The sequence below is a fragment of the Rhodococcus sp. T7 genome (assembly GCF_009872365.1).
Taxonomy (GTDB): Bacteria; Actinomycetota; Actinomycetes; order Mycobacteriales; family Mycobacteriaceae; genus Rhodococcus_F.
In genome coordinates this window covers 2,357-25,034 of record NZ_WXYH01000390.1, presented here as the reverse complement: position 1 = coordinate 25,034, position 22,678 = coordinate 2,357, and the positions used below count along the sequence as shown (strand labels likewise).

17 protein-coding genes and 1 pseudogene are annotated in these 22,678 nt (G+C 67.2%); 2 read left to right on the top strand and 16 right to left on the bottom strand.

Annotated elements, in window-relative coordinates; all coding sequences use genetic code 11:
• Positions 1 to 166: 166 nt before the first annotated feature.
• On the bottom strand, positions 167 to 748 hold the full coding sequence (locus tag MLGJGCBP_RS48610) for a TetR/AcrR family transcriptional regulator (RefSeq protein WP_160094121.1): 582 nt from the start codon (positions 746 to 748) through the stop codon (positions 167 to 169).
• 255 nt (positions 749 to 1,003) lie between these two features.
• On the opposite strand from MLGJGCBP_RS48610, the gene MLGJGCBP_RS48605 reads away from it, so the two are divergent.
• The gene (locus tag MLGJGCBP_RS48605) at positions 1,004 to 4,294 is read left to right on the top strand and encodes a protein kinase domain-containing protein (protein WP_160094120.1); all 3,291 of its coding nucleotides are present in this window, start codon (positions 1,004 to 1,006) and stop codon (positions 4,292 to 4,294) included.
• Positions 4,295 to 4,315: 21 nt separating this feature from the next.
• Here the strand turns inward: MLGJGCBP_RS48605 and MLGJGCBP_RS48600 are convergent, their stop codons facing one another.
• From MLGJGCBP_RS48600 to MLGJGCBP_RS48540, 13 genes are all read right to left on the bottom strand, one after another.
• Positions 4,316 to 5,407, bottom strand: a complete 1,092-nt coding sequence (locus MLGJGCBP_RS48600) for a zinc-binding dehydrogenase (RefSeq protein WP_160094119.1) — start codon at positions 5,405 to 5,407, stop codon at positions 4,316 to 4,318.
• 10 nt (positions 5,408 to 5,417) lie between these two features.
• A complete protein-coding gene (locus MLGJGCBP_RS48595) occupies positions 5,418 to 5,957 on the bottom strand; it encodes an HtaA domain-containing protein (RefSeq protein WP_160094118.1) in 540 nt (179 codons plus the stop codon).
• Positions 5,954 to 7,207, bottom strand: a complete 1,254-nt coding sequence (locus MLGJGCBP_RS48590) for a cytochrome P450 (RefSeq protein ID WP_160094117.1) — start codon at positions 7,205 to 7,207, stop codon at positions 5,954 to 5,956. The genes MLGJGCBP_RS48595 and MLGJGCBP_RS48590 overlap by 4 nt, the downstream gene beginning before the upstream one ends.
• An 84-nt stretch (positions 7,208 to 7,291) precedes the next feature.
• Complete coding sequence (locus tag MLGJGCBP_RS48585; protein WP_160094116.1) at positions 7,292 to 8,809, bottom strand: MFS transporter; 1,518 nt, start codon at positions 8,807 to 8,809, stop codon at positions 7,292 to 7,294.
• 52 nt (positions 8,810 to 8,861) lie between these two features.
• The gene (locus MLGJGCBP_RS48580; RefSeq protein ID WP_160094115.1) at positions 8,862 to 10,283 is read right to left on the bottom strand and encodes an aldehyde dehydrogenase family protein; all 1,422 of its coding nucleotides are present in this window, start codon (positions 10,281 to 10,283) and stop codon (positions 8,862 to 8,864) included.
• A 201-nt stretch (positions 10,284 to 10,484) separates the two neighbouring features.
• Entirely contained in the window at positions 10,485 to 11,723 is a 1,239-nt protein-coding gene (locus tag MLGJGCBP_RS48575; RefSeq protein ID WP_160094114.1) for a cytochrome P450, read from the bottom strand.
• Between the two features lie 185 nt (positions 11,724 to 11,908).
• On the bottom strand, positions 11,909 to 12,943 hold the full coding sequence (locus MLGJGCBP_RS48570; RefSeq protein WP_160094113.1) for an acyl-CoA dehydrogenase family protein: 1,035 nt from the start codon (positions 12,941 to 12,943) through the stop codon (positions 11,909 to 11,911).
• Entirely contained in the window at positions 12,943 to 14,094 is a 1,152-nt protein-coding gene (locus MLGJGCBP_RS48565; RefSeq protein ID WP_160094112.1) for an acyl-CoA dehydrogenase family protein, read from the bottom strand. Before MLGJGCBP_RS48565 ends, MLGJGCBP_RS48570 begins: the two co-directional genes overlap by 1 nt.
• Before the next feature lie 61 nt (positions 14,095 to 14,155).
• Positions 14,156 to 15,322 carry a thiolase family protein gene (locus MLGJGCBP_RS48560; RefSeq protein WP_160094111.1) on the bottom strand — a complete coding sequence of 389 codons (1,167 nt, stop codon included), beginning with the start codon at positions 15,320 to 15,322 and terminating at the stop codon, positions 14,156 to 14,158.
• Between the two features lie 86 nt (positions 15,323 to 15,408).
• Positions 15,409 to 16,425, bottom strand: coding sequence for a PDR/VanB family oxidoreductase (locus MLGJGCBP_RS48555; RefSeq protein ID WP_160094110.1), 1,017 nt, complete (start codon positions 16,423 to 16,425; stop codon positions 15,409 to 15,411).
• Positions 16,422 to 17,117: a nitroreductase gene (locus MLGJGCBP_RS48550; protein ID WP_160094109.1), complete on the bottom strand. Its 696-nt coding sequence runs from the start codon at positions 17,115 to 17,117 to the stop codon at positions 16,422 to 16,424. Before MLGJGCBP_RS48550 ends, MLGJGCBP_RS48555 begins: the two co-directional genes overlap by 4 nt.
• Before the next feature lie 56 nt (positions 17,118 to 17,173).
• Positions 17,174 to 18,973, bottom strand: coding sequence for an AMP-dependent synthetase/ligase (locus MLGJGCBP_RS48545; RefSeq protein WP_160094108.1), 1,800 nt, complete (start codon positions 18,971 to 18,973; stop codon positions 17,174 to 17,176).
• A 57-nt stretch (positions 18,974 to 19,030) separates the two neighbouring features.
• Positions 19,031 to 20,095 (bottom strand): phosphotransferase, encoded by a 1,065-nt coding sequence (locus tag MLGJGCBP_RS48540; protein ID WP_160094107.1) that lies wholly within the window; start codon positions 20,093 to 20,095, stop codon positions 19,031 to 19,033.
• Positions 20,096 to 20,230: 135 nt separating this feature from the next.
• Here MLGJGCBP_RS48540 and MLGJGCBP_RS48535 point away from each other — a divergent pair, with 135 nt between their 5' ends.
• Positions 20,231 to 20,722, top strand: a complete 492-nt coding sequence (locus MLGJGCBP_RS48535; protein ID WP_160094106.1) for a nuclear transport factor 2 family protein — start codon at positions 20,231 to 20,233, stop codon at positions 20,720 to 20,722.
• Positions 20,723 to 20,784: 62 nt separating this feature from the next.
• Here MLGJGCBP_RS48535 and MLGJGCBP_RS48530 read toward each other — a convergent pair whose 3' ends face one another.
• Together MLGJGCBP_RS48530 and MLGJGCBP_RS48525 are read right to left on the bottom strand one after the other, a co-directional pair.
• Complete coding sequence (locus MLGJGCBP_RS48530) at positions 20,785 to 21,795, bottom strand: DUF7064 domain-containing protein (RefSeq protein ID WP_160094105.1); 1,011 nt, start codon at positions 21,793 to 21,795, stop codon at positions 20,785 to 20,787.
• 22 nt (positions 21,796 to 21,817) lie between these two features.
• Positions 21,818 to 22,678: pseudogene (locus tag MLGJGCBP_RS48525) on the bottom strand (hypothetical protein); the annotation flags it as partial.

Below are 22,678 nucleotides of genomic sequence, written 5' to 3'. Positions count from 1 at the left end.
GGGGCCGGTCGCGCGGATCGAGATTCCGTTCCTGATGGGCTGGACCCCGCACGGACACTGGATGGACTTCCGCTGACGGAAGCGGGCAATCCGTCGGTTCCGGCCGCCAGTGATGCACTCAGTGCATCCGGCGGCCGGACCTCTGCATGCCACCGCCGAGTTCCCCTCAAGCACCCTTCACGGCGTCGACCGCGCGATCGCCGGCCAACGCCGTCAGTGACGCTCTAGCCATGTGATGCAGCATGCCGGCGATATCCGACGGACGCTTGGCCCCTTCCCTGCGGGAGGTATCCGACGAGATCAGGCCGTGCACCGCACGCACCGCGGCGGCGAGTTCTTCCCTCGCATGGCCGGGAAAGTTCGCGTCGAGCGCTCGAATCCAGCGGTCGGTGTACATCTTCTGTCGCCTCATGATGTTCGCACGGTAGACTTGCGACAGCGTCGCCTGCTCACGGTTCCAGATCGTGGTGAGCTCCGGATTGCCGATCGAGAATTCGACATGCGCGGCAATCAGGCGTTCCAATTCCTCTTCCGGAGAGTCGATCGGTTCACCGATCCGGATCAACAACGCATCGAGGAGGCGGTCGAAGAGCGCGGCGAGCACCTCGTCCTTGCTGGAGAAGTGGCGGTAGACGGCCGAACCGGTGATACCGGCAGCCGCGGCGATGGCATCGACGCCGACTCCGTCGAAGCTCCGTCCGGAAAACAGTCGGGTGGCCGCACTGAGGATCTGATCTTCTCTGGACATACCCGGATTCTAGGTGCCAGAGGGGTGGAAACGAATTCCCACCTGTGAATGGTACGCAACCGATCTTCCTGCAAGGTTGCTACCGAGATACGTCCGATGGGTCAAAACGATCGTTTCCATGCAGAAGGTTCACCGGCGATCACCCCCGACAGCGATATCCTGAATGAACGCCGTCGAGAGGTGTGTGCAAGGTGTATCGCCAGTGGTCGTGCCGTCGGGAGAACTACCGCGTGACGAACCGAGTGTGACGTTCCGATGGGCGAAAACGAACCGCTCGACACCCAGCGATACCCGGTTGTCTCCGTCACCGCGGAGCTGAACGCCAGAGGATTCGCCGACGCCCAGGAGATCGGGCGCGGCGGCTTCGGCGTCGTCTACCGCTGCAACCAGGCGGACCTCGATCGCACGGTGGCGGTGAAGGTACTCACCACCGAGATCGACCAGGAGAGCCGCGCCCGGTTCTTCCGGGAACAACGAGCGATGGGCCGGCTGACCGGACACCCCAACATCGTGAACATTCTGCAGGTCGGCGCCACCGACAGCGGTCTCCCCTACATCGTGATGCCCTATCACCCGCAGGATTCCCTCGACGCCCGGATCCGCCGCCGCGGGCCGCTGCCGTTGACCGAGGCCCTGCGCCTGGGGGTGAAGATCGCCGGCGCCGTGGAGTCGGCACACCGGCTCGGCATCCTGCACCGCGACATCAAACCCGCGAACATCCTGCTCACCGATTACGGCGAACCCGCGCTGACCGACTTCGGCATCGCCCACATCACCGGCGGCTTCCACACCGCCACCGGAACGGTCGCCGGGTCACCGGCGTACACCGCACCGGAGGTCCTCCGAGGCGACCCACCGAGCCCGGCCGCCGACGTCTACGGACTCGGCGCCACCCTGTTCAGCGCCCTCACCGGCCACGCCGCGTTCGAACGCCGCACCGGCGAACAGGTCGTCGCGCAGTTCCTGCGGATCACCTCCCAACCGGTCCCCGACCTGCGGGAGCACGGGATCCCCGACGACGTGTCGGCGGTGATCGGACGTGCGATGTCGGGCCTACAGGACGAGCGCGCGGCCACCGCCGCAGACTTCGGGGAGGAACTGCGGCAGATCCAGCGTCGCCGCGACTTCGGCGTCGACGAGATGGCACTGCACGTGGACCCGGTGAACGGCACCGACGGGCAGGCGGTGCGGGGCAGTCGGCACCGTTCCACGGCACCCACCCCGGGGGGCGTGACCGGGAACCTGCCCCTGGACCTGACGAGTTTCGTGGGCCGCCGGCACGAACTCACCGAGGCGAAGAACCTGCTCGCCGGGTCCCGGCTCGTGACGTTGACCGGGATCGGGGGTGTCGGCAAGACGCGGCTGGCGACGCGGGTCGCGGCGACCCTGCAACGCGACTACGCCGACGGTGCGCGACTGATCGAATTGGCCGAACTGCGCGATGAGCCGCTGCTGGTGGACGCGGTGGCCGCCGCCGTGGGCGTGCGGGACCATTCGGGCAGGCCGCTGCGCGAGGTCCTCGTGGAACATCTGGCGGCACGGGAACTATTGCTGGTGTTCGACAACTGCGAGCACCTGGTGGACGCCGTGGCGGAGCTGACCGACGCCCTGTTGCGGGTGTGCCCGGCGCTGCGGATCCTGGCGACCAGCCGCGAACCCCTCGGCATCGCCGGGGAGACGGTGCTGCGGGTCCCGCCGCTGGCCGTGCCGGATCCTGACCGCCGGCCCTCCCTGCGGGGTCTACCCAAATACGACGCGGTGACCCTGTTCGCCGAACGCGCCGCGGCCGCGGTTCCCGGGTTCGCGCTCACCGAGGACAACGCGGCGGCGGTGGCGGGGATCTGCCACCGCCTCGACGGGCTACCGCTGCCGATCGAACTGGCCGCCGCCCGGTTGCGGGCGATGTCGCCCGAGCAGATCCTCGGGCGGCTGACCGACCGCTACACACTGCTGACCCACGGCAGCCGCGGCGCGCCGACGCGGCAACAGACCCTGCGGTTATCCGTGGACTGGAGTTTCGAACTGTGCACCGCCGGTGAACAACTGGTGTGGGGATGGTTGGCGGTGTTCGCCGGCAGCTTCGAACTCGATGCCGCCGAGCAGGTCTGCGCCGCCGGTCCGGGCCCGGACGAGCTGCTCGACATCCTGACGTCCCTGGCCGACAAGTCGATCCTGATCCGGGAGGAACACGGGCCTGTCGTGCGTTTCCGGATGCTCGAGACCCTCCGCCAGTACGGCTACGAGAAACTCGCGCAGACCGGCGAGACCGTGACGTTGCGCCGCCGTCACCGGGATTGGTACGAGGCGCTGGCGCTCGCCGCCGAAGCCGAGTGGATCAGCGCCCGACAACTCGACTGGATCGCCCGCCTGAAGCGGGAACAACCGAACCTCCGGGAAGCTCTCGAGTTCAGCGTGGCCGACAGCCCCGACACGGGCCTGCGTATTTCCGCTGCGCTCCTGCTGTTCTGGGCCTCGCAGGGTCTCTACAACGAGGGACGGCGCTGGCTCGACCGCCTGCTGACCCGGCACGACGGTCACCCGACCCTCGAACGGGTCAAGGCACTGTATGCCGGCATCGTCCTCGCCGAAGTGCAGGGTGACCTCGAGACCGCCGTCGCGTCGATGGAGGAGGGACGCGCGGCTGCCGCGCAGACCAACGACCCCCTGATTCTCGCTCTCATCACCTACGCCGACGGCACCCTCGCCCTGTACCGCGGTGATCTCGCCCGCGCGTGCCCCCTGCTCGAGGCCGCTCTCGCGGAGTTCGACAACCAGGCGAACCGCACCCTGCGGACGAGTGCGCTGTACACGCTGGCACTCGCATACGGACTGCACGGTGAGACGGAGCGCGCCACCGCGTGCCACGAGCGGTTACTCGCGACCACCGAGGCGTGTGGCGAATCGATGTTCCGGTCGTACTCGCTGTGGTCCATGGCGGTCGTCCACTGGCGCAGCGGTGATGCCGACCGTGCCGTGCGGATGCTCGAGCACGCGCTGCAGATCACGCGGCTGGTCCACAGCCCCCGCGTCACCGCGTCCTGCCTCGAGGCTCTGGCCTGGGTCGCCGGCGAACGCCGCGACTGGACGCGGGCGGCCGTTCTGATGGGCGCTGCCGAGGAATTGGGGCGGTCGGTGGACAGCGTCGCCGTCATGTACTCGAACATGCTCGTCTACCACGACACGTGCGATCAGCAGACACGGCGGGCGCTCGGCGACAGAGCATTCACCGCGGCCTACCGGCGCGGGCAGCACCTGGATTTCGACGCGGCGGTCGCGTACGCCCTCGACGAGCAACCGCAGGTCTCCCCCGCTCCCGCCGATTCGCCGGTGAGACTCACCAAACGCGAACGACAGGTCGCCGACCTCGTCGCCGAGGGCCTCACCAACCAGGCGATCGCCAACCGTTTGGTGATCTCGCCCCGCACCGCCCAGGGCCACGTCGAGCACATCCTGACGAAACTGGGCTTCACTTCCCGCACGCAGATCGCCGCGTGGGTGGTGGAATCGCACGACGACGACGGCGACCGACGCGCACCCTCACCATGACGCCTCCGCGGCCATCACCGATCAGGACAGGTCGGTGATCACCAGGCGAGCGGAGGACGAATCCGCGAGCGCCTCGTAGCCCTCGTTGATTTCGTGCAGTGAAATCTCCTTGGACACCAGGTCGTCGAGGTTCATCCGTCCCTGCAGGTAGAGCGATGCGTACAGCGGAATGTCTCGCTTGAGGTTCGACGACCCCATCCAGACACCGTGGACGTGGATCTGCCTGGTCAACATCGTGACGCTGTCGATCTCCAGGCGGGCGTCGTTCGCGCCCAGGCCGACGAGGTACAGACCGCCGCCGGTGGCCAGCATCTCCAGCGCCTGCCGGGTGACCGAACTGATGCCGACGAAGTCGAACACGTGGTCGGCGCCGTGCCCGGTGATCTTGAGGACTTCGGCCACCGGATCGGTCGTGGACGAGTTGACGGTGTGGGTCGCGCCGAACGCCCGTGCACGTTCCAGCTTGGCGTCCTGCACGTCGACGACGATGATCGTGGCGGCCCCGGCGATCCTGGCACCGCTCACCCCGTTCATGCCGACGCCGCCGGCGCCGATGATGACGACCGTTTCACCGATCTGTACGTCGGCGGTGTGGAGTACGGCACCGGCTCCGGTCAAGACACCGCATCCCAGCAGAGCGGCCGGGGCGAACGGCATCTCCTCGGGCACGACCGCGAGCTGGTTTTCGTGAACCAACGCCTGCTGGGCGAATCCGCCGAGGCCGTTCATCTGGCCGATCGGTTTCGCCTCGGTGCCGAGGCGCGGCGGTTCGCCTGCTCCCCGCAGCGTCGCGTCGGTACGCAGGCAGCGATAGGTCTTGCCGGACAGGCAGTTGACACAGTTGGCACAAAACTGCAAAAGGCTGGCCACCACGTGGTCGCCGACCCGGATGTCGGTGACGTCCGGGCCGACCGCGCTGACCACCCCGGCCAATTCGTGTCCGAGCACGATGGGGAACTCGTAGCCGAGACCCATGGTCGCGATGCTGTGGTCCGAATGGCACAGCCCGGACGCCTTGACGTCGACCAGTACTTCGCGGCCCCGCGGCGCAGCAATCTCGATGTCGCGCACCGTGAACCCACGGCCGAGTTCCTCGACGATGGATGCTTTCATGTCCTCTTCCTCAGTTCGGTGGGTCGTGCAGATCCCGAGCAAACGCCGTGACGACCGGGCTGCTCGCAGCAAGAACGATCGTGATCGGCTCGAAGGGTTCGCCGGGTGGGTAGACGTCGTTGAACAGCCCGGCGCCATCGGGTGTGAGCCGTACATCGGAACCTGTCCACGTGATGGTTCCACTCTGTGTAGAGCTGTCCAAGGTGAATGTGACGAGATGTAAACGAGCTTCAACTTCAGGGTGGTGCGGGTCGAGGACCGTCAAGTCGGCGGTCCTGCCGCGGACCGTGACCCATGGGTCGGCAATCCGGACGAAGAGCATTCCGAAGTGGCCGCCGAAGCGCACGTCGCCGCGGAACGCCATGAACCGATCGACGCCCGCCGGCGCCGCCACTTCGGGTGCCGGTTCGAACACCATCTCGTTGTGCTCGGTCGGCCTCGCTCCGTCGCTGACGGTGCCGCGGCCGTCGGGCATGCGCGCGATGTAATCCAGGAAACTGGCCTTGATGCCCCAACGGAGCCCCGGAAGGGTCGCGTCGACCACGCTCACCGCTGCGGTGTTTCTCGTTCTGCGGCTGGGAACTTCAGATGCACGTTATCGACACCCCACGCCAGACCGAGGTGCTCGTGCGGCTCGGTGCCGGGAACCAGTTCGAACTTCGGCATCCGGCGATGCAGCTCGGTGAACGCGATCTTCAGTTCGAGCCTCGCCAGGTTCAGGCCGAGGCAGCGATGCGGACCCATCCCGAAGGCGAGGTGGGGGCGTGCGTCACGGTCGAATCGCACCTCGTCCGGGTCGGGATAGTACTTCGGGTCACGGTTCGCCGCAGCCACGGGAAAATGCACTCGCTCACCCTTGGGGATCGTGACGCCGCCGACCTCGACCGAGTCCTCGACGATGGTCCGGGTCGGCACGGGAGGCGCCGTGCAGCGCAGCAGCTCCTCGATGGCGGGCTCCAGGTTTTCGGGACCTGCGAACATCTCGTCCCACTGCTCGGGGTGCCGCGCCAGGTAGGTCATCGACTGGGCCAGCACGCTCTGCACCGTGTCGAGGCCGGCCAGCGTCATGGTCAGGAACAGGTCGAACAGTTCCAGGTCGGTGAGCGCCCTGCCGTCGATCTCCGCGTCGAGCGCGGCGGACGTGACATCGTCGCGGCGCGGGGCGGCACGCCGTTCGGCGATCATCGCAAGCATGTACTCCCGCATTTCACCGTGAGCCTTGCCGCGGGCGGCGTCCGTCTCCTCCTGGGTTCCTCCGACGACGCCGTGCAACAACGTCGACACCCAGTCGTTCATCGTGTGCAGGTCCTTCAACGGCCAGCCCATGATGGTCAGGACCGTGACGCCGGGGAACGGCAGCGCGAAACCCTCCACGAAGTCGCACTGCCCGTCCTCGATCCAGCGATCGATGAGCCGGTTGGCCGATTCCCGCAGCGTGTCCTCGAGCAGCGCGACCTTCTGGGGTGAGAAATACGGGTCCAGCAGGGCACGGAACTGCTTGTGGCGCGGCCCGTCGATCTCGACCGGGATCATCCCGTCCTCTTTGCCCGTGGGGTTGCTGCCGTCCGGATCGTTCGGGAAGCTGATGAAACCGCGGTTGCTGCGCCGCAGCACGCTCGAGATGTCGTCATACCTCGTCAGGACCCAGCAGCCGTTGCCCCGCGCGGAGTAGCTGACCGGAACCTTCTCGCGCCGATCGGCGATCTCCGCGAGATGCTCGGCGATGGAGACAGGATTGTAGGGGTCGTAATCGCGGCGGTACTGATCGTGCAGGTCGGCAAGCGTCAGCACTACGGTCATGAGAGGCTCCAGGTCGGGGACGAATGCGGATTCGAAGTGAAGTTGATTCAGCCGAGCATGTTTCGCGTTCCACACGACCGAGTTTCAGGATTGCACGCGGACGAGGTCCCTCTCGCTTCCGCCCTCTTCCTCCACACCGGACGGTGTCGGTGATTGCTGCATCTGGCGCCACGGCACGAACACGGCGAGAGCCGCACCGAAGAAGGCGGCCACGGTGGGCAGGAGGAACGCCAGTGTCACGCCCGTACTCGTCGAGAAGACTTCACCGTCGGCGACCAGCGCGACGTTGGAGTTCAGGACTGCGTACGCGACTGCGGGCAATGCGGCGGCACCGGTCAGGGTGAAGACGTTCACGAGGCCGGCGATCGACGCTTGCTGCTCGGCGGGTACCGCGGCGACGATCAGATTCGGCACCGAGGCCAGAATGATGCCCTGGCCGTAGCCCGCGATGAAGCTGAACAGGAGAAGCAGGGCGAATTGCTGGTGAGACAACGTGATCAGAAGAGCACCGAGACCGGCGATCGTCAGACCTGCCCCCATCAGACGGCGCGCAGGGATGCCGCTCACCAGCTTCGCGACGGTGATGCCACCGACCATGTTGGCGAACCCGTAGACGGCGAGCACCGGGGCGAACCCGAACCCGTCGAGTCCGAGACCGTATCCCAGACCCAGCACCGCAGGGGTCATGCACACCATCGGCAGCAGCACGAAGAGGGCCTGGGCGCACGCATACCCGCAGCTCGCGGTCACGGCGGTCAAGGTGACCGCGCGCTTGCGGAACAGTCGCAGATCGACGAGTGGATCCGCGAACTTGTTCGCCGACACCACCCAGGCGGTGAGCGCGGCGATCCCGATGACGAACCCCGCGAGCGTTCCCTTCGCAGTCCAGCCCCACGTCGGCCCGAACGTCACCCCGATGAGGATGCCGGCCAGCCCGATTCCGAGCAGCGACGCCCCGACGAAGTCCAGCCTCGATCGCACCCGCACCCGCGTCTCGGCGGTACTCGCCGTGATGAAGCCGGCCAGGACGACAAGGGCGCACGCGGTCATCCAGTAGATCGCGCGCAGGCCCCAGAGGTCGAGGATCCACGCGGTCAGATAGGGCGACGCGGTGGTGAAGATGCTCAACCCGGCCATCGACAAGCTCATCGCCACGGCAACCTTGTTGCGCGGGAACACGTCCCGTATCAGGGAATAGACGAGAAAGAGCGTGGTCCCGATCAACCCCTGCAGAACGCGTCCCAGCACGAACAGAAAGTAGGACGGCGCGAGCGCGGAGATCACGGAACCCACGGTCGCCACCAGCATGACCAGCAGAAGCAGCCTGCGCTTGCCGTACATGTCCGCCAGCTTGCCGACCAGCGGGGACAGAACAGCACCACTGAGCAGCGTCGCGGCCACGGCCCAGGCGCCCTGCGCCGTGTGGAAGTGCTGCGAAATGGCGGGGATGGCGAACGCGGTCATGGCGCTGGACGACGCGGTGACTTCGAGGAGCAGGCACAACGAGATCAGCGAAACGATCAGACGTGGGGTCCAACTCGCAGCGGGTATCCCGTCTGCGGTGTGCTGCGCAGGTGACCTCTGGTCGGCGGGGGTGTTCATGGTTGGTGAGGTTCCCTTCTCGGCAAGAAAACAGCGGCTCTGGATGGCCGGATCAGGAGTCCTGCGACTCGAATGTCACTTTCAGGTGTGTGTACTCGTGAAGACCCTCTAGCCCGTTCTCCATACCGAGACCACTCCATTTGGCGCCCCCGACAGGGATGTTCGGCGCCGCGATCGAATGCGCGTTGACGAACACCGTCCCGGACTCGAGGCGGCGGCCGACTGCGCGGGCACGATCGACGTCGCGCCCCCAGACCGATGCGCCGAGGCCGAACTTCGACGAGTTCACGTCGTCGATGACAGCATCCAGGTCGGTGTAGCGGACGAGGGGAAGCACGGGCCCGAACTGCTCCTCCTGCACGATCCGGCTGTTCGGCGCGACATCGATCAGCACCGTGGGCGGCAGGAAGTAGCCCGGCCCGGCGGGCGGCTGGCCACCGGCGATCGCTTTCGCCCCGTGGGACAGTGCGTCTTCGAGCAGTTCCAGCACCCGCTCGTACTGGGGGCGATTGTTGATCGGCCCGAGATCCGTACCATCGACCATACCGGGCCCGACCCGCACGTCCCGAGCGAGTCCGGACAGCAGTTCTGCCACGCGGTCGAAATGCATCGCGGGCACATAGATTCGTTTGATGCAGCCGCAGAGCTGGCCGTTGTTGGCGAAGCTCAGCGTGAACAGCTTCTCGGCTATGGCTTCGGGGTCGACATCGTCGAGCAGGATCGCCGGATCGTTGCCGCCGAGTTCGAGCGTGATGCGCTTCAGATCGTCCGCAGCCGAGCGGGCCACCGCCTTGCCCGTCGCCACCGAACCGGTGAAGCTCACCTTCGCGGGAATCGGATGTGTGGTCATGCGGGCGCCGAGCGAATCACCGCCCGAGACCACGTTGACGACGCCGGGCGGGAGCACCTCGGCGATCAGGGCACCGAATCTCAGCGTGGAGACGGGCGTGTACGGCGACGGCTTCAGCACCATCGTGTTGCCGGTCCTGAGCGCGGGACCGAGCTTCCAGCATGCAAGTGTCACAGGAAAGTTCCACGGGGTGATCGCCGCAACCACACCCAGCGGCCGGCGCTCGGCGGTGACGGAGAAGCCCGCGCAGTCGTCCGGCACCGAACTCTCGGGGACCGGCATGTCGGCGAACTGTTCCAGCCACATCGCCGACAGCTGGATCTCCATCCGTGAATCCGCGCGGGACTTACCCTGCTCCCTGGTGAGGAGTTCGGACAGCTCGTCCTCGTTGCGGCGCAGAGCATCCGCGGCCGAACGCAGCCCCTTCCGCCTCGCCTCCTCGTCCTGTGACCAGGCGAGCTGGGCTTCCGCGGCAGCGGCGAAGGCCTCGTCGAGCTGAGCATCGGAGCACTCGGGTACGACGGCCCACACTTCCTCGGTCGCGGGATCGAGCACACCCACGGTGGAGTCACTCGTCACGCGCCTACCGTTGATGACCATTTCAGCGGCAAAGTGCTCAGCCATTACCCGGCTCCTCTCTCGGCAGGCGATCTCTCGCTCCCCTGCGACTGCTACGTCAGGTTGGTGGAAAACAGGACTACACATCGGCCTCGTCCGCTTCACCCGAAACCCCGTGGGGCCGCCGAGACCGGCCGCCGCATCGTGATGTCCCTCACTCTAATCCGGATCACCCAATTATTACAAGACGTCTTGTCGCAAATTAAGTCAGCGAAACGCGACCGGAAGTGTCGTCCGGCCCCGCAGTTCGAAGCTGGTGTTCCACGCGGTCTCACCCGCTCGCCGGAGATGCGGGTATCGCGTGAGCAATCTGGTGTATGCGATCTCGGTTTCGACGCGCGCGAGTGACGCGCCGATGCATACGTGGACACCGATTCCGAGGGCCAGGTGCCGGTTGGGCCTGCGATCGATCCGGAACTCCTCCGGGTCGGTGAACTGCGACGGATCACGGTTCGCCGCCGGGATGAGGGGGATGACGGACTCGCCCGCCTTGACGAGGCTGCCGCCGACTACCGTGTCACGAGTCGCCGTGCGACCGGTGAACTGCACGGGGCCCACAAATCGGAGGCACTCCTGCACGGCCGAGGGTGCGAGGCCCGGGTCGTTGCGGATCGCCTCCATGTCTGCGGGACGGTCGAGCAGCACGTCGAGGCCGTTACCGATGAGATTCACGGTCGTGATGTGCCCCGCCTCCATCATCAAATGGATGGTGTCGATCATTTCGGCATGCGTCAGACCGTCCTCACGCTGCGACGTCAGCAGAGCACTGATGAGGTCCTCCCCGGGAAGCCGCCGCTTCTTCTCGATCACGTCCTCGACGAACTCGCGCAGCCTGCGCCCGTGAGCAGCGGTCCGCTCGAGGGTCTCCTTGCTCGCGTGAGGGTCGTGTGCGGGACTTCCCCGATCCGCCAATGCCAGCTCGAGGAACTCGTCCTGGTCCTCACGAGGGACGCCGAGGAGTTCGGCGATCGCATAGACCGGCAGCGGGTAGGCGAAGTCCGCAATGACGTCCATGCCCTCGTCACCCTCGACCCCATCCAGCAGTCGGTCGGCGATTTCGCGGATCCGGCCCGCCAGCCGGTCGAGACCGCGAGTGGAGAAGGCCGGCGCCGACCCCCTGCGCAGACGTCGTTGCTCGGGCGGTTCGGTCGTGACCATCGTCGGCCCCTTGAACGCCTGGTACCGATCACCGTCGACGGGCCGCTCGGTCATGTGCGGCTTGTCGATGTTGTACTGGGCGGACGAGAAGTTCTCGTGGTCTCGCAGTACGAGCGCGACGTCGTCGAAACGGGTCGCGAACCACAACCGGCGCTTGGCGTTCCAGTGCATCGGTTCGGTCTCGCGCATCATGGTGTAGACGGCGATCGGATCGTCGACGTGCGCCGGGTCCCAGGGGTCGAATCCGGACGGGAGCGTGCCGACCTCGGACGACAGGATATCGGTCATCTACTGTTCCTCTCGAGCAGGAAATTCCGCGGAGCGTGCGGGATTTCGGGCCCGATGCGCGACTATTGGCACACGGCCCGAAGGTGTTATGCGACACACCTTAGCGACTCGGACCGATATTCAGGACGCTTTGTCGCAAATCCCTCGGACCGCATTCGAGAGGACAGGGATTCCCGTGCCGGAGCTCAGGCGGTGCCGGTGACGAGACCCCACAGGCCGTCGCGTCCGGCGGCGAGCGCAGCGTCGGTCAGCGTGTCGTCCCAGTAGTGAACGGAACCGAACTCCGACCGCCAGGCCAGTGCCGGCTTGGTGAACTCGTGAAGCCGGTGCTCGCGGGTCGTGCCGATCGCTCCGTGCACCTGATGGGCGTTGCGCACGACGACCGACGCGGCGTGCCCGGCACACGACCGGGCGACCGCGATGGGGAATTCGAGATCCTTTGCCGCCCATTGCGTGCGCACCGCCGCGGCGAGCGCGGCATCGGTGGCCGCCCGGGCCAGCGCAGCCTCCGCCGCGATGTCGGACACCAGGTTCTGCACCGCCTGGAACTTGGCGAGTGGACGACCGAACTGCGACCGTTCACCCGCGTGCGCCACCGACAGTTCGACGATCCGGTCGAGTGCGGCACACGTCTGCAGAGCCCGGATCAGCGCCCCGCGCAGGAAGTACTGCCGAACGACCGAATCGTCGACGGCGACACCGGACAGGGTCGCCAGGTCGATGTGCACGGTGTCGCGGGGCTCCTCGGCCAGGTTGACACCCGCGGTGATCTCGAACGCGCTCGCCGCGAGATCGGCCACGCGGTACGTGTGACCGTCGTGCCATACGGTGACGATCCGCTCGGCTTCGCTCGCCCAGGGCACCCCCGAGGCACCACCGTAGGCGCCCGGCACGGCCACCGTGCGCCGTGCCGGATCGACCGGCAGTCCGGCAGTCTCGAGGAGCCAGCCGGCGAGGAGGTCGTGTTCGGCGACGGGTACCCGGACACCGTTCCAGACCGCGGCCTGGATCAGTTCGGCTGCCTCGAGCCAGCTTCCGCCGCTACCACCGGTGGCCTCGGCGCCGGTGAGGCGGACCAGGCCGAGTTCGTCGAGCTGCGCCCAGAGCGTGGTGTCCCAGCGGGCGGCGCCGATCGCCGGCTCGTGTTGCTGCCGGTGCCGCGCGAAGACCGCGGACATCATGTCGATGAGATCGGTGTCGATCGTCGTTGCGGTGGTCATCAGCGCATCCCCAATCCTCGTGCGATCACGCCGCGCAGAACTTCGTTGGTGCCGCCCCGGAGCGTGAATCCCGGACGTTGGACTACGGCGCTCTCGAGCATCGCCGCGTATTCCGCCTGCTCGGCGGACGGATCGCCGGCGAGCAGATCGGCGAAATCGGCGATGTCGCCCTCGGTGGAGGTTCCCAGGACCTTGACGACCGCTGCCGCGGTATCCGCCGGTTCGTGTCGGCCGAGCGCTCCGGCCACCGCCGTCGACATCTGGTGCAGCCCGGCGATCCGCGCCACGTACCGGCCCACGTCGGTGTGCCGGGGCAACGCCTCACGGCGCATCTGTTCGGCAGACTCCGCGAGCAGAGGGAACGTCGACAGGAAGCGTTCCGGCCCGCTGCGTTCGAAGCTGAGCTCGGAGGTGACCTGCTGCCATCCGTCGCCGATGGTGCCGAACACCATGTCGTCGGGGACGAAGACGGCGTCGAGGATGACCTCGTTGAAGTGGTGCCCGCCGTTCATCGAGACGATCGGGCGGACGTCGACGCCCGGCGAGTGCAGGTCGACGATGAACTGGCTGAGACCGTCGTGCCGGTGTGACGGATCGACCGGGGCGGTTCGTGCCAGGCAGATGAACATGTGCGCGCGGTGCGCGCCCGAGGTCCACACCTTCGTTCCGGTGACGGACCATCCCCCGTCGACGCGGGTGGCCTTGGTGCGGACGCTGGCGAGGTCGGAGCCGGAGTCCGGTTCGCTCATGCCGATTCCGAAGTAGCAGTCGCCGCTCGCAATGGCAGGCAGGAATCTGTGCTTCTGGACCTCGGTGCCGTACTTCAGCAACGAGGGGACGATCTGCCGATCGGCGATCCAGTGGGCGGACACCGGCATGCCGGCCGCGAGCAGTTCCTCGGTGACGACGAATCGCTCCAGGTGGCTGCGGCCGTGTCCGCCGTACTCGCTCGGCACGGTCATGCCGAGCCAGCCGCGGGCGGCGAGCGCCCGGGTGAAGTCCTCGTCCCACCCGGTCAGCCAGCAGTCGACCTGCCGGTGGATGCGACCGTCGGCGAGGCACTCGGCGACGAAGTCGCGGACCTCGCACCGTAACTCGTCCATGGCGTGCGGATCGTCCGACACCGGGGGAACCAATCGAGAAGTGTTCATGTGCAGGCTTTCGGGATCGGGAAGCGTGGTCGCGGGCGGTGGCCCGCGGGATTGGATGTACTCAGGCGCCGACTTCGACGATCACCGCCGAGGCCATCCCGCCGCCGGCGCACATCGCGGCCACGCCGGTGCCACCGCCGCGGCGCCCGAGTTCGTGGACGACGGTCGTCAGCATGCGCGCGCCGGTCGCCGCCACGGGGTGCCCGAGGGAGCACCCGCTGCCGAACGGGTTGACGCGGTCCTCGTCGAGATTCAGCGTGCGGCAGGCCGCGATCGGAACCGAGGCGAACGCCTCGTTGATCTCCCACAAGTCGATGTCGGTGACCGCCATGCCCGTGCGGGACAGTGCCTTCCGGATCGCATCGACCACGGCGAGTCCGGTGCGGACGGGGTCGGCACCGACCGAGGCTCCGCCCCGGATCGTCGCGAGGGCGGGCAGGCCGTCGGCGTCGACGACATCCGAAGACGTGATCATGAGCGCGGCCGCGGCGTCGTTGATCCCGCTGGCATTGCCTGCGGTGACGCTGAAACCGGGGATCTCGGGGTGCAGCACCCGCAGCGACGCGAGTTTCGCGGCGTCGGTCGTGGCGCGCGGGTGCTCGTCGGTATCGAATATTCGTACCGTGCCGTCCGCTGCAGGCACCGACAGCGGGACGATCTCGTCGGCGAACACGCCCTTCTCGATCGCCTCCAGGGCGCGTCGATGCGAGCGCAACGCCCACGCGTCCTGGTCCTCCCGGGAAATTCCGCTGAGGCGCGCCGCGTTCCAGCCCACGGTGACGGACATGTCGTCGGCGGGTGCGTCAGGGGTCGGCCGGTGCGACTGGAACAGCCACGCGGTGTCCGGGTCCTCACGGAGTCGCAGAATGGGTGCGGTGGAGGAGGATTGGACGCCGCCGGCGATGATCGAGCGTTCGCCGCCTCCGCGCACCCCGGCCGCGGCGAGCAGTACGCTGCTGAGCCCCCCGGCGCAGTGCCGGTTGACGGCCAGGCCCGGCACGTGTGTCAGACCGGCGTCGATCGCGGAGAAGCGTGCGATATCGCCTCCGCCGTGGAGAGATTCGGCGAGGATGACGTCGTCGACCAGATCGGGTGCGACGCCCGATTCCTTCAGCGCCGCCGTGATGATTGGGACGGTCAGTGCGTCGGGCTGCGTGTGCGCCAGGCTGCCCTTGAACGCCGTCCCGATTGCGGTGCGGACGGCGGAGGTGACGATGGCCTCGACCATGAGGGCTCCTTCGTGTCGGTGAAGTCTGATCCCCGCGCGAACAGGCAGAACGGTCGTTCTCCGATCGGCGCCGGGAAGTGCGGGATCTAGAGGTCCAGGATCAGCCGGGGGGTGCACGAACGTCCGACGCAGATCATCATCGTCTCGTTCGCCTCGCGTTCCTCGTCCGACAGCACGGAGTCGCGGTGCTCGGGAACCCCACCGAGAACACGCGTTTCACATGTTCCGCAGAATCCCTCCTCGCACGACGCGGGCGCGTCCGGGAGCACAGCCCGGACCGCTTCGAGGATGGTGACGTCCTCCGTGACGTGCACGGTCGTGCCGGTTCGCTCGAGCACGACCTCGAAGGAGGTGTTGTCCCCCGCCTCGGCCGGTTCGCTCGACGCCCCGAATCGTTCGAAGTGCAGCGACGAGCTGCGCCCGGCCTCCGTGCACACGTCCGCGAGCGCCCGGAGCAGACCCTCCGGCCCGCACGCGTAGATCAGGGCGTCGGGATTCGTCGCCGCGACCTCGGCTGCCAGGTCCGGAAGCCCGCGCTCGTCGTGCGCGACGATATCGACCGAGTCCGCACCGAATCCCGTGGCCCGCTCCACGAACGCCATTGACGAACGGCTGCGTCCGCCGTACACGAGCCGCCAGGTCGCGCCCTGTTCGGCTGCGGCGCGAATCATCGGGAGGATCGGCGTGATGCCCACTCCCCCGGCGACGAACAGGTACGACGGCGCGGGACGCAGCTCGAAGTGGTTCCGCTGATCGCGTGCCACGAGCACGTCGCCGACCTGGACGGACGAGTGCAGTTCGATCGAGCCGCCGCGGGATTCGGGTTCCCGCAGCACCGCGATCTCGTACGCGGATCCGTCGGCGGGATCGCCGCACAGCGAGTACTGCCGGATCAGGCCCGACGGCAGGACCAGGTCCAGGTGGGAACCCGGCTCCCAGGCCGGCAGTGCGGTGCCGTCCTCGGCGGCGAGCCGGAATCCGCGGACGCAGTCGGACACGTCGACCGCCTCCACGACCTGCAACCGCAGCGCTTCGTCGTTCACGTCGTCTCCGCTTTCGCCCGCGGTGCTCTCGAATCGAGTCTGTGCCTCGTCGATGGTCATTGCTCACCTGCCCAGGAAATGATTTCGTCGGCGGTCTGCCGGCGGGTGCGGAAGTCGTTGACCGGATTGGAGGTGTCGGCGTATCCGAACGAGATGCCGAGCAGGATCATCCGCTCCTGCGGGATGTCGAAGAAGTCCCGGATGAACGGGGCCTGGCTGGCCATGGCGGCCTGGGGGACGGCCCCGATCCCGCGGGCCTGTGCGGCGAGGAGGAAGCTCTGCACGAACAGTCCGCAGTCCACCGCGCCGTAGATGCCGAGGTTGCGTTCGGTGGTCACGATCGCGACGTGCGGAGCCCCGAACAGCGAGAAGTTCTCGAACATCTGCTTGCGGGAAGCGTCGCGGTCGCCCTTGGCGATGCCGACGCTTTCGTAGAGCTGGAACCCGCACTCGCGGCGGCGGGCCAGGTACTCGCCCTCGTAGGCCGCCGGAAACGCGAAATCGGGGTTGTCCTCGAACTTCTCACCGACGTGCTCGCTGAGCCCCTTGCGGAACCGTTCGGTCTCCTCGCCCTCGGTGACGATCACGTTCCACGGTTGCGTGTTGCACCAGGACGGGGCGTGGCCCGCGTCCGCGACGATCGACCGGATGACGTCGCGGTCGACGGGTTCCGGCCGGTAGCTGCGGCAGCTACGGCGTTCCTCGAGCAGGGTGGACAGGACGTCGGCAGGCGTCGAGTTGATCAGGTCCATGAAGGGTTCCCACATTCGGTCGGACTCTCGGGAGAGTCGGTGTCGTGTTCGGCGGTTCAGCCGGCGGAGCCGGCGAGGGCACGACGGTCGTACAGTGCCCGGATCTCTTCCTGGTAGCGGTCGGCGACACCCTTGCGGCGGATCTTGAGGGTCGAGGTGACCTCGTTTCCGCCCGGTGTCCACGTGTCGGTGACGATGTGAAACCTCTTGATCTGCTCGACGCGGGAGAGCCCCTGGTTCGCGGTCTCGACGTCCTGCTCGACGACGGCGAGGATCCGCGCGTCGGTGGCCAACTCCTCCAGCGGAGCGGGTTCGATGCCGTTGTCGGCGCAGTGTGTGGCGAGAGCGTCGGGGTCCAGGGTCAGCAACGCGACGAGGTAGGGCCTGCCCTCGCCGATCGCGACCGCGGTCGACAGCAACCGGCCGTGCTTGCGGAGTTCACCCTCGATCAGCACCGGGGACATGTTCTTGCCTGCGGCGTTGATGATGAGTTCCTTCTTGCGGTCGACGATCGTCAGGTAGCCGTCGGCGTCCCGCGTCGCGATGTCACCGGTGTGCAGCCAGCCGTCGCCGTCGATCGCCTCGGCGGTGGCCTCCGGCATGTCGCGGTAGCCGACCATGACACCGGGCCCCTTGACGAGGATCTCGCCGTCGTCGGCGAGGCGGACCTCCTGCCCGTCGAGCGGGACGCCGATCGTTCCGAAGCGCACGCCGTCCGGCGGGTTGGTGGTGCACACGCCGCCGTTCTCCGACATGCCGTACGACTCACCCAGCGGAACCCCCACCGCGTGGAAGAACTCCATCAGTTCCCGCGCCACGGGAGCGCCGCCGATGATCGCGGCCGCGATCCGGTCGAGGCCGACCAGCGCTCGGATGTCGCGCATGACGGCGATTTCCGCCTCGTCCGGCTTCTCGTCCCGCCGGACGCGTTCGAGACCCCGCTCGAGGGCGGCGGTGAGCTCCGCACGGCGGGCCGGGTCGTCCTGTGCGGCGATCTCGGCCTGGATGCGTGACCTCAGCTTCTCCCACATGCGTGGTGGGGAGAAGAACAGGCCCGGGCGGACTTTCAGCATGCCGTCGAGGACCTCGGAATGGTCGGTGAGCAGCGTCATCTCGAAGCCGCGCAGAATCTGCCCGTAGTGGTCCATGTTCCGCGCGGCGATGTGGGCCATCGGCAGGTACGACATCTGCGCGGAGCCGAACGGCAGACCCATCCGCTCCATGTAGGTGCCGACCGCCCACAGGATGTTGCCGTGCGTGAGCTGGACGCCCTTCGACACACCGGTCGTCCCGGACGTGTAGATCATCGTCGCGAGGTCGGACGAGGACACCTGCCGCCAGCGCGCCTCGAAGTCGAAGTCTGCCGGCGTCGCGGCGACGTGGTCGGCCCACGCGTGCCGGCCGCCCGGGGCCTCGTCGATGACCGCGACATGCTCGATCAGGCCGGCCGCCTGCTCCGCCTGCGCACCGTACGCGCGCTCGGTCACCAGGACCCGGGCGCCGGAGTTGGTGAGCAGGTATTCGATGAACTGCGGCGGTGCTGTGTTGTAGACCGAGACCGTGCGGGCACCCAGGTGCAGGGCCGCGAGGTCGAACCAGTGGAACTCGGGGCGGGTGGAGAACAGCAGTGCCACGCAGTCGCCCGGGCCCACTCCCATGGCCGCGAGCGCACCCGCGGTTTCCTCGACGTTGCGGGCGTACTCACCCCAGGTGATGTCGGCGAACGACCCGTCGAACGACGTGAACGCGATCCGGTCCCGGTAGCGCGCGGCGCTGTCCTGGAAGCGGGCGCACAGACTCGCCGGAGCGGGGTCCGGGACGAGGACGGAACCTTCTCGACCAGTGTCAGCGTGCACTTCGGTTTCTCCTGTTCATTTCCGAAAGCTCTACTCGTGATAGAGGGCGGCGGACCGTCACGCGTACGCGCCTGCGACGGCGCCGTGGTCCATCACGGCGGTCACGTAGCGGTCGCTCATGATCCGGCTGCGCTCGAAGGGCTGCATCACCTTGGGTGTCATCGTCCACATCAGTCCGTGGACGAGGTGCCGGACGTAGTCGGCCCACGCCTCGTCGAACGGGATCCGCGGTCCGCCTGCCGCCGCGAGCTGGTCCAGGTAGTCCCGGAGGAGGTCCCGTTCGTTGCCCCGGCGGTCCTCGACCGACAACGCACCGGAGAGGAAGTAGGCGACGTCGTAGGACCACGGTCCGAAGCAGTAGCACTGCCAGTCGATGAAGCCGAGGTCGCCGCCCGGACGCAGGAACGTGTTGCCGAGGTGTGCGTCGCCGTGCTGCAGGGAGTGCACGGCGACGTCGTCCGATTCCCACACGGACTTGAATGCCCGGTACAGCAGCTCCGGGTTCTGAAGCTCCGCGGGGTATTGGGGTGCACCCTCCTGCGCGAAGTGCGAGTTCCAGTACTTTTCCCGGTAGAAGAGCTTCGCGGCCTTGCGGTTGATGCTGCCGACGCCGACGCCCGGAAGGTCGGCTGCGGTCTTCCCCCAGGTGGCGGCGTGCCACTTCGCCTGGTGACGCAGTCCGCTCGCGACCTGATCGACGGTCAGGACGTCGCCCGGCTCGACGAATGTCGATCCCGTCGTGGCGATGTCTTCGAGGACGATCAGTCCCCTGTCGCCGTTCCGGTCGACGCCGGCGTAGTAGCACTCGGGCGCCGACGACTCGAACAGGTGACGCAGTTCCCCGTAGAACCGGGCCTCCATCGTGTGGATCGCATCGTCGGAGACGTCGTCGAGTCGGCGATCCAGGCCGCCCTTGACGCACAGATTGCGGGACAGCGGGCCCTCCGGCTGTCCGGAGTAGGTGGCCTCGAGGAGCACCTTCGTGGCTGTGCCCCAGATGATCTTGGTGATCTCGAGGTGTTCGACCGTCAGCGTCGGGTTCTGCAGGCGCAGGACCCCGGTGAGCCACGCGGCCGTGATCTCGTCCGGCGCGCTCGGTTGGAAATCGGAAGTATCAAGCATGAAACCGGAGTCTCCTCGACTGTCGGCACGAATATAATTGAGACTGCTAGGATCAATATAGGAACCGCACGCAGCGCCGTCAAGCCACTCGCGTTACCTGATTCACATCAGGCACCGGACGGTGAGTCGATCCACATGCCGCCCGGAATTCGCCGGGACCACCCGTTCCACACCGCCGGAGGCACCGTGCCGAGCATCGAAGAACGCCTGATCAGGCTCGAGGACATCGAGCGCATCCGTCGCCTGAAGGCCGAGTACTGCAACGTCTGCGACGATCACCACGATCCGGACGCGATCGTCCGGCTCTTCGCCGCCGACGGCATCTGGGAGGCCGACGGACTCGGCGCATACCGGGGTCACGACGAGATTCGCCGGGCATTCGAGCGTTTCGGGCGGTCCATACGCTTCTCGCAGCACAACACGACGAATCTCGACATCACGGTGACCGGGAACACTGCGCGCGGAACGTGGCATTTCGTGGGCGTCGTCGACTTCCACGACGGTCCGGCCCGCCTCACGCTCGCGCGGTACGACGAACGGTACGTCAAGATCGACCGCGATTGGAAGTTCGCGCACCTGAGTGCCGTGCGGCTCGCGCACCACGAGCTGCCCGACCTGCAGAGATGACGGAACCGCCCGTGCGTGAGCACGGGCGGTCCGGTGATCGGCGACGGGGCGGAAGTTCCGGGTCAGGCGTCGCCGTGGACGAGCCCGAACGGGCGGCCGTCCTCCATCCGGTCCGTGACCTCGATCCAACCGGCGCCGGACCTGCCGTTGATCTCCACGTTCGCGAGATGCTCGACGATGCGCAGCACCTCGTCACCCTTCGTGTGCCGGAGCGGGAGACGGCACGTCGGCTGGTAGGTCGCCTCGAACACGTCGCCGTCCGGCAGCGGGATCGTGACGTCCGCACCGGCCAGCCAGTAGTCCGGGGCGCCGTCGTACCGGCATTTCACGCTCATCTCCGTGACCACGTGCGGCGTACCGTCCTTCAGGACGATGCCCGCGACCGCGGGTTCGGGGGTGCCGACCTGCATCGCGACGACGGAAAACAGGTTGCCGGCGTCGAGCTGGCCGTACACCCATCTCCAGCAGTCGATCGACTGCCAGTTGCGCACGCCCCACGAGTGGTCACGGAAGCCGAATCCGCGAATCCGTTTCTCCTGACCGTCGATTCGGACGGTCCCGGTCACCTGCCCGACGCCGGCATAGTGATCCTTGGCGACCGAGTCGCCGCCGTGATAGGTGCCGTCCGTCGACGTGCGGTACGGCGGGGCCAGGTCGGCCCAGGACAGGTCGAACGCGACCTTCTCCTTCGGCGAGTTACGGAACGCCGTACCCGGATCCGCGAACTCCGTGCCGTCGGCGAGGTGGCTCAGTTCGCCGTCGAACGAGATCGACCAGCCCCCGCCCGTCCCCTCCGGGGCGAAGTCGAGGTCCCCGGCCTGCCATCGGAGGTTGTCGGTGATCTTCGCTTTCCGGAAACCGACCAGCGCGTCACCCGTGCTGCGCAACTGGAGCGCCGTCACCTCCGCGAATCCCTCGTTGACCCGTCGGCCGATGCGGAAGAGCGCCCCGGCCGAACCGTCCTCTTCGACGACGTGGAAGAAGGCCGATTCGTTCCAGTTCGACTCCGGGCCGGGATCGTGCATCGCCTCGTCGGCCGCGACGACGTTGAAGAATGCGGACTGTGCATCCATGTTCTGTTCCTCTCGACCGGATTCAGTTGGCGGCGGTGTTCTCGGCGACTCCGCGCGAACCCACCTGACCCTTCCACGAGGTTCCCGGCTCGATCATCTTCTCCGCGGCGCGGATCTCCTCGTACGAGAAGTTCCGGCCCAGGCCGATCGGGGTCTCGCCCTTCGCGTACTTGCGCGCGGCGTCGAGGATCAGGCGGCGCATGCGAATGATGGCCAGGTCCGACGTGCCCAGGTGTTCGCGGCTGCGGTCCTCGATGGGACCCATGCTCTCCTGGATGCCGAGGTCCTCGACCTGGTTGCCGGTCATGCCGCTGAAGCTGAATTTGTCGCCGTGCTTCTTGCGGTCCATGAGGTCCCGGTCCTGCTGCCACATGTTCCCCGAGTGGAAGTCCATGTGGAAGTTTTCGTCGAGTTCGCCGACGCCGGACCATTCCAGAATCTTGGCGCGGTAGTCGGGCTCGATGTTCTCGTCGTCGAGACGGGCGTGGATGAAGTAGAAGATGGTGTTCTCGTCGTCGACCGGCACGAACACCTGCGAGAACACCCAGTTCTCCGGTGCCGAGAACAGTGCCCAGGACGGGGCGACGAACTGCGTCGTGCGCACGTACTTCTTGTGCTCGCCGTCGACCAGCGCATCGCGGATGCCTGCGTAGTGGAACCCGTAGGGCAGGTTCTCGACCTCGAGGCGCGGCGCCCCGTCGGTCAGCTGGAAGTTGAGCAGGCCGCCGCCGCCGGTGTAGTCGCCGCCTTCGGCCAGACGCCGGTTGAGGTCGTTGTGCAGGAAGTTGGAGTGGGCCGAGTCGATGGCACCCTCGATCGCCTGAGCCCAGTTGCACCGCTGCGCCACCCGAATCGTGTAGATCTGCTCCGGCTTGCGAGCGGT

Excerpts from the sequence above, each read along its gene's own strand:
- MLGJGCBP_RS48585 (WP_160094116.1), bottom strand. The coding sequence starts at position 8,809 with ATGAACACCCCCGCCGACCAGAGGTCACCTGCGCAGCACACCGCAGAC.
- MLGJGCBP_RS48555 (WP_160094110.1), bottom strand. The coding sequence starts at position 16,425 with ATGACCATCGACGAGGCACAGACTCGATTCGAGAGCACCGCGGGCGAA.
- MLGJGCBP_RS48530 (WP_160094105.1), bottom strand. The coding sequence starts at position 21,795 with ATGGATGCACAGTCCGCATTCTTCAACGTCGTCGCGGCCGACGAGGCG.
- MLGJGCBP_RS48535 (WP_160094106.1), top strand. The coding sequence starts at position 20,231 with ATGCCGCCCGGAATTCGCCGGGACCACCCGTTCCACACCGCCGGAGGC.
- MLGJGCBP_RS48575 (WP_160094114.1), bottom strand. The coding sequence starts at position 11,723 with ATGACCGATATCCTGTCGTCCGAGGTCGGCACGCTCCCGTCCGGATTC.
- MLGJGCBP_RS48540 (WP_160094107.1), bottom strand. The coding sequence starts at position 20,095 with ATGCTTGATACTTCCGATTTCCAACCGAGCGCGCCGGACGAGATCACG.
- MLGJGCBP_RS48565 (WP_160094112.1), bottom strand. The coding sequence starts at position 14,094 with ATGAACACTTCTCGATTGGTTCCCCCGGTGTCGGACGATCCGCACGCC.
- MLGJGCBP_RS48570 (WP_160094113.1), bottom strand. The coding sequence starts at position 12,943 with ATGACCACCGCAACGACGATCGACACCGATCTCATCGACATGATGTCC.
- MLGJGCBP_RS48605 (WP_160094120.1), top strand. The coding sequence starts at position 1,004 with ATGGGCGAAAACGAACCGCTCGACACCCAGCGATACCCGGTTGTCTCC.
- MLGJGCBP_RS48590 (WP_160094117.1), bottom strand. The coding sequence starts at position 7,207 with ATGACCGTAGTGCTGACGCTTGCCGACCTGCACGATCAGTACCGCCGC.
- MLGJGCBP_RS48610 (WP_160094121.1), bottom strand. The coding sequence starts at position 748 with ATGTCCAGAGAAGATCAGATCCTCAGTGCGGCCACCCGACTGTTTTCC.
- MLGJGCBP_RS48600 (WP_160094119.1), bottom strand. The coding sequence starts at position 5,407 with ATGAAAGCATCCATCGTCGAGGAACTCGGCCGTGGGTTCACGGTGCGC.
- MLGJGCBP_RS48550 (WP_160094109.1), bottom strand. The coding sequence starts at position 17,117 with ATGGACCTGATCAACTCGACGCCTGCCGACGTCCTGTCCACCCTGCTC.
- MLGJGCBP_RS48580 (WP_160094115.1), bottom strand. The coding sequence starts at position 10,283 with ATGGCTGAGCACTTTGCCGCTGAAATGGTCATCAACGGTAGGCGCGTG.
- MLGJGCBP_RS48560 (WP_160094111.1), bottom strand. The coding sequence starts at position 15,322 with ATGGTCGAGGCCATCGTCACCTCCGCCGTCCGCACCGCAATCGGGACG.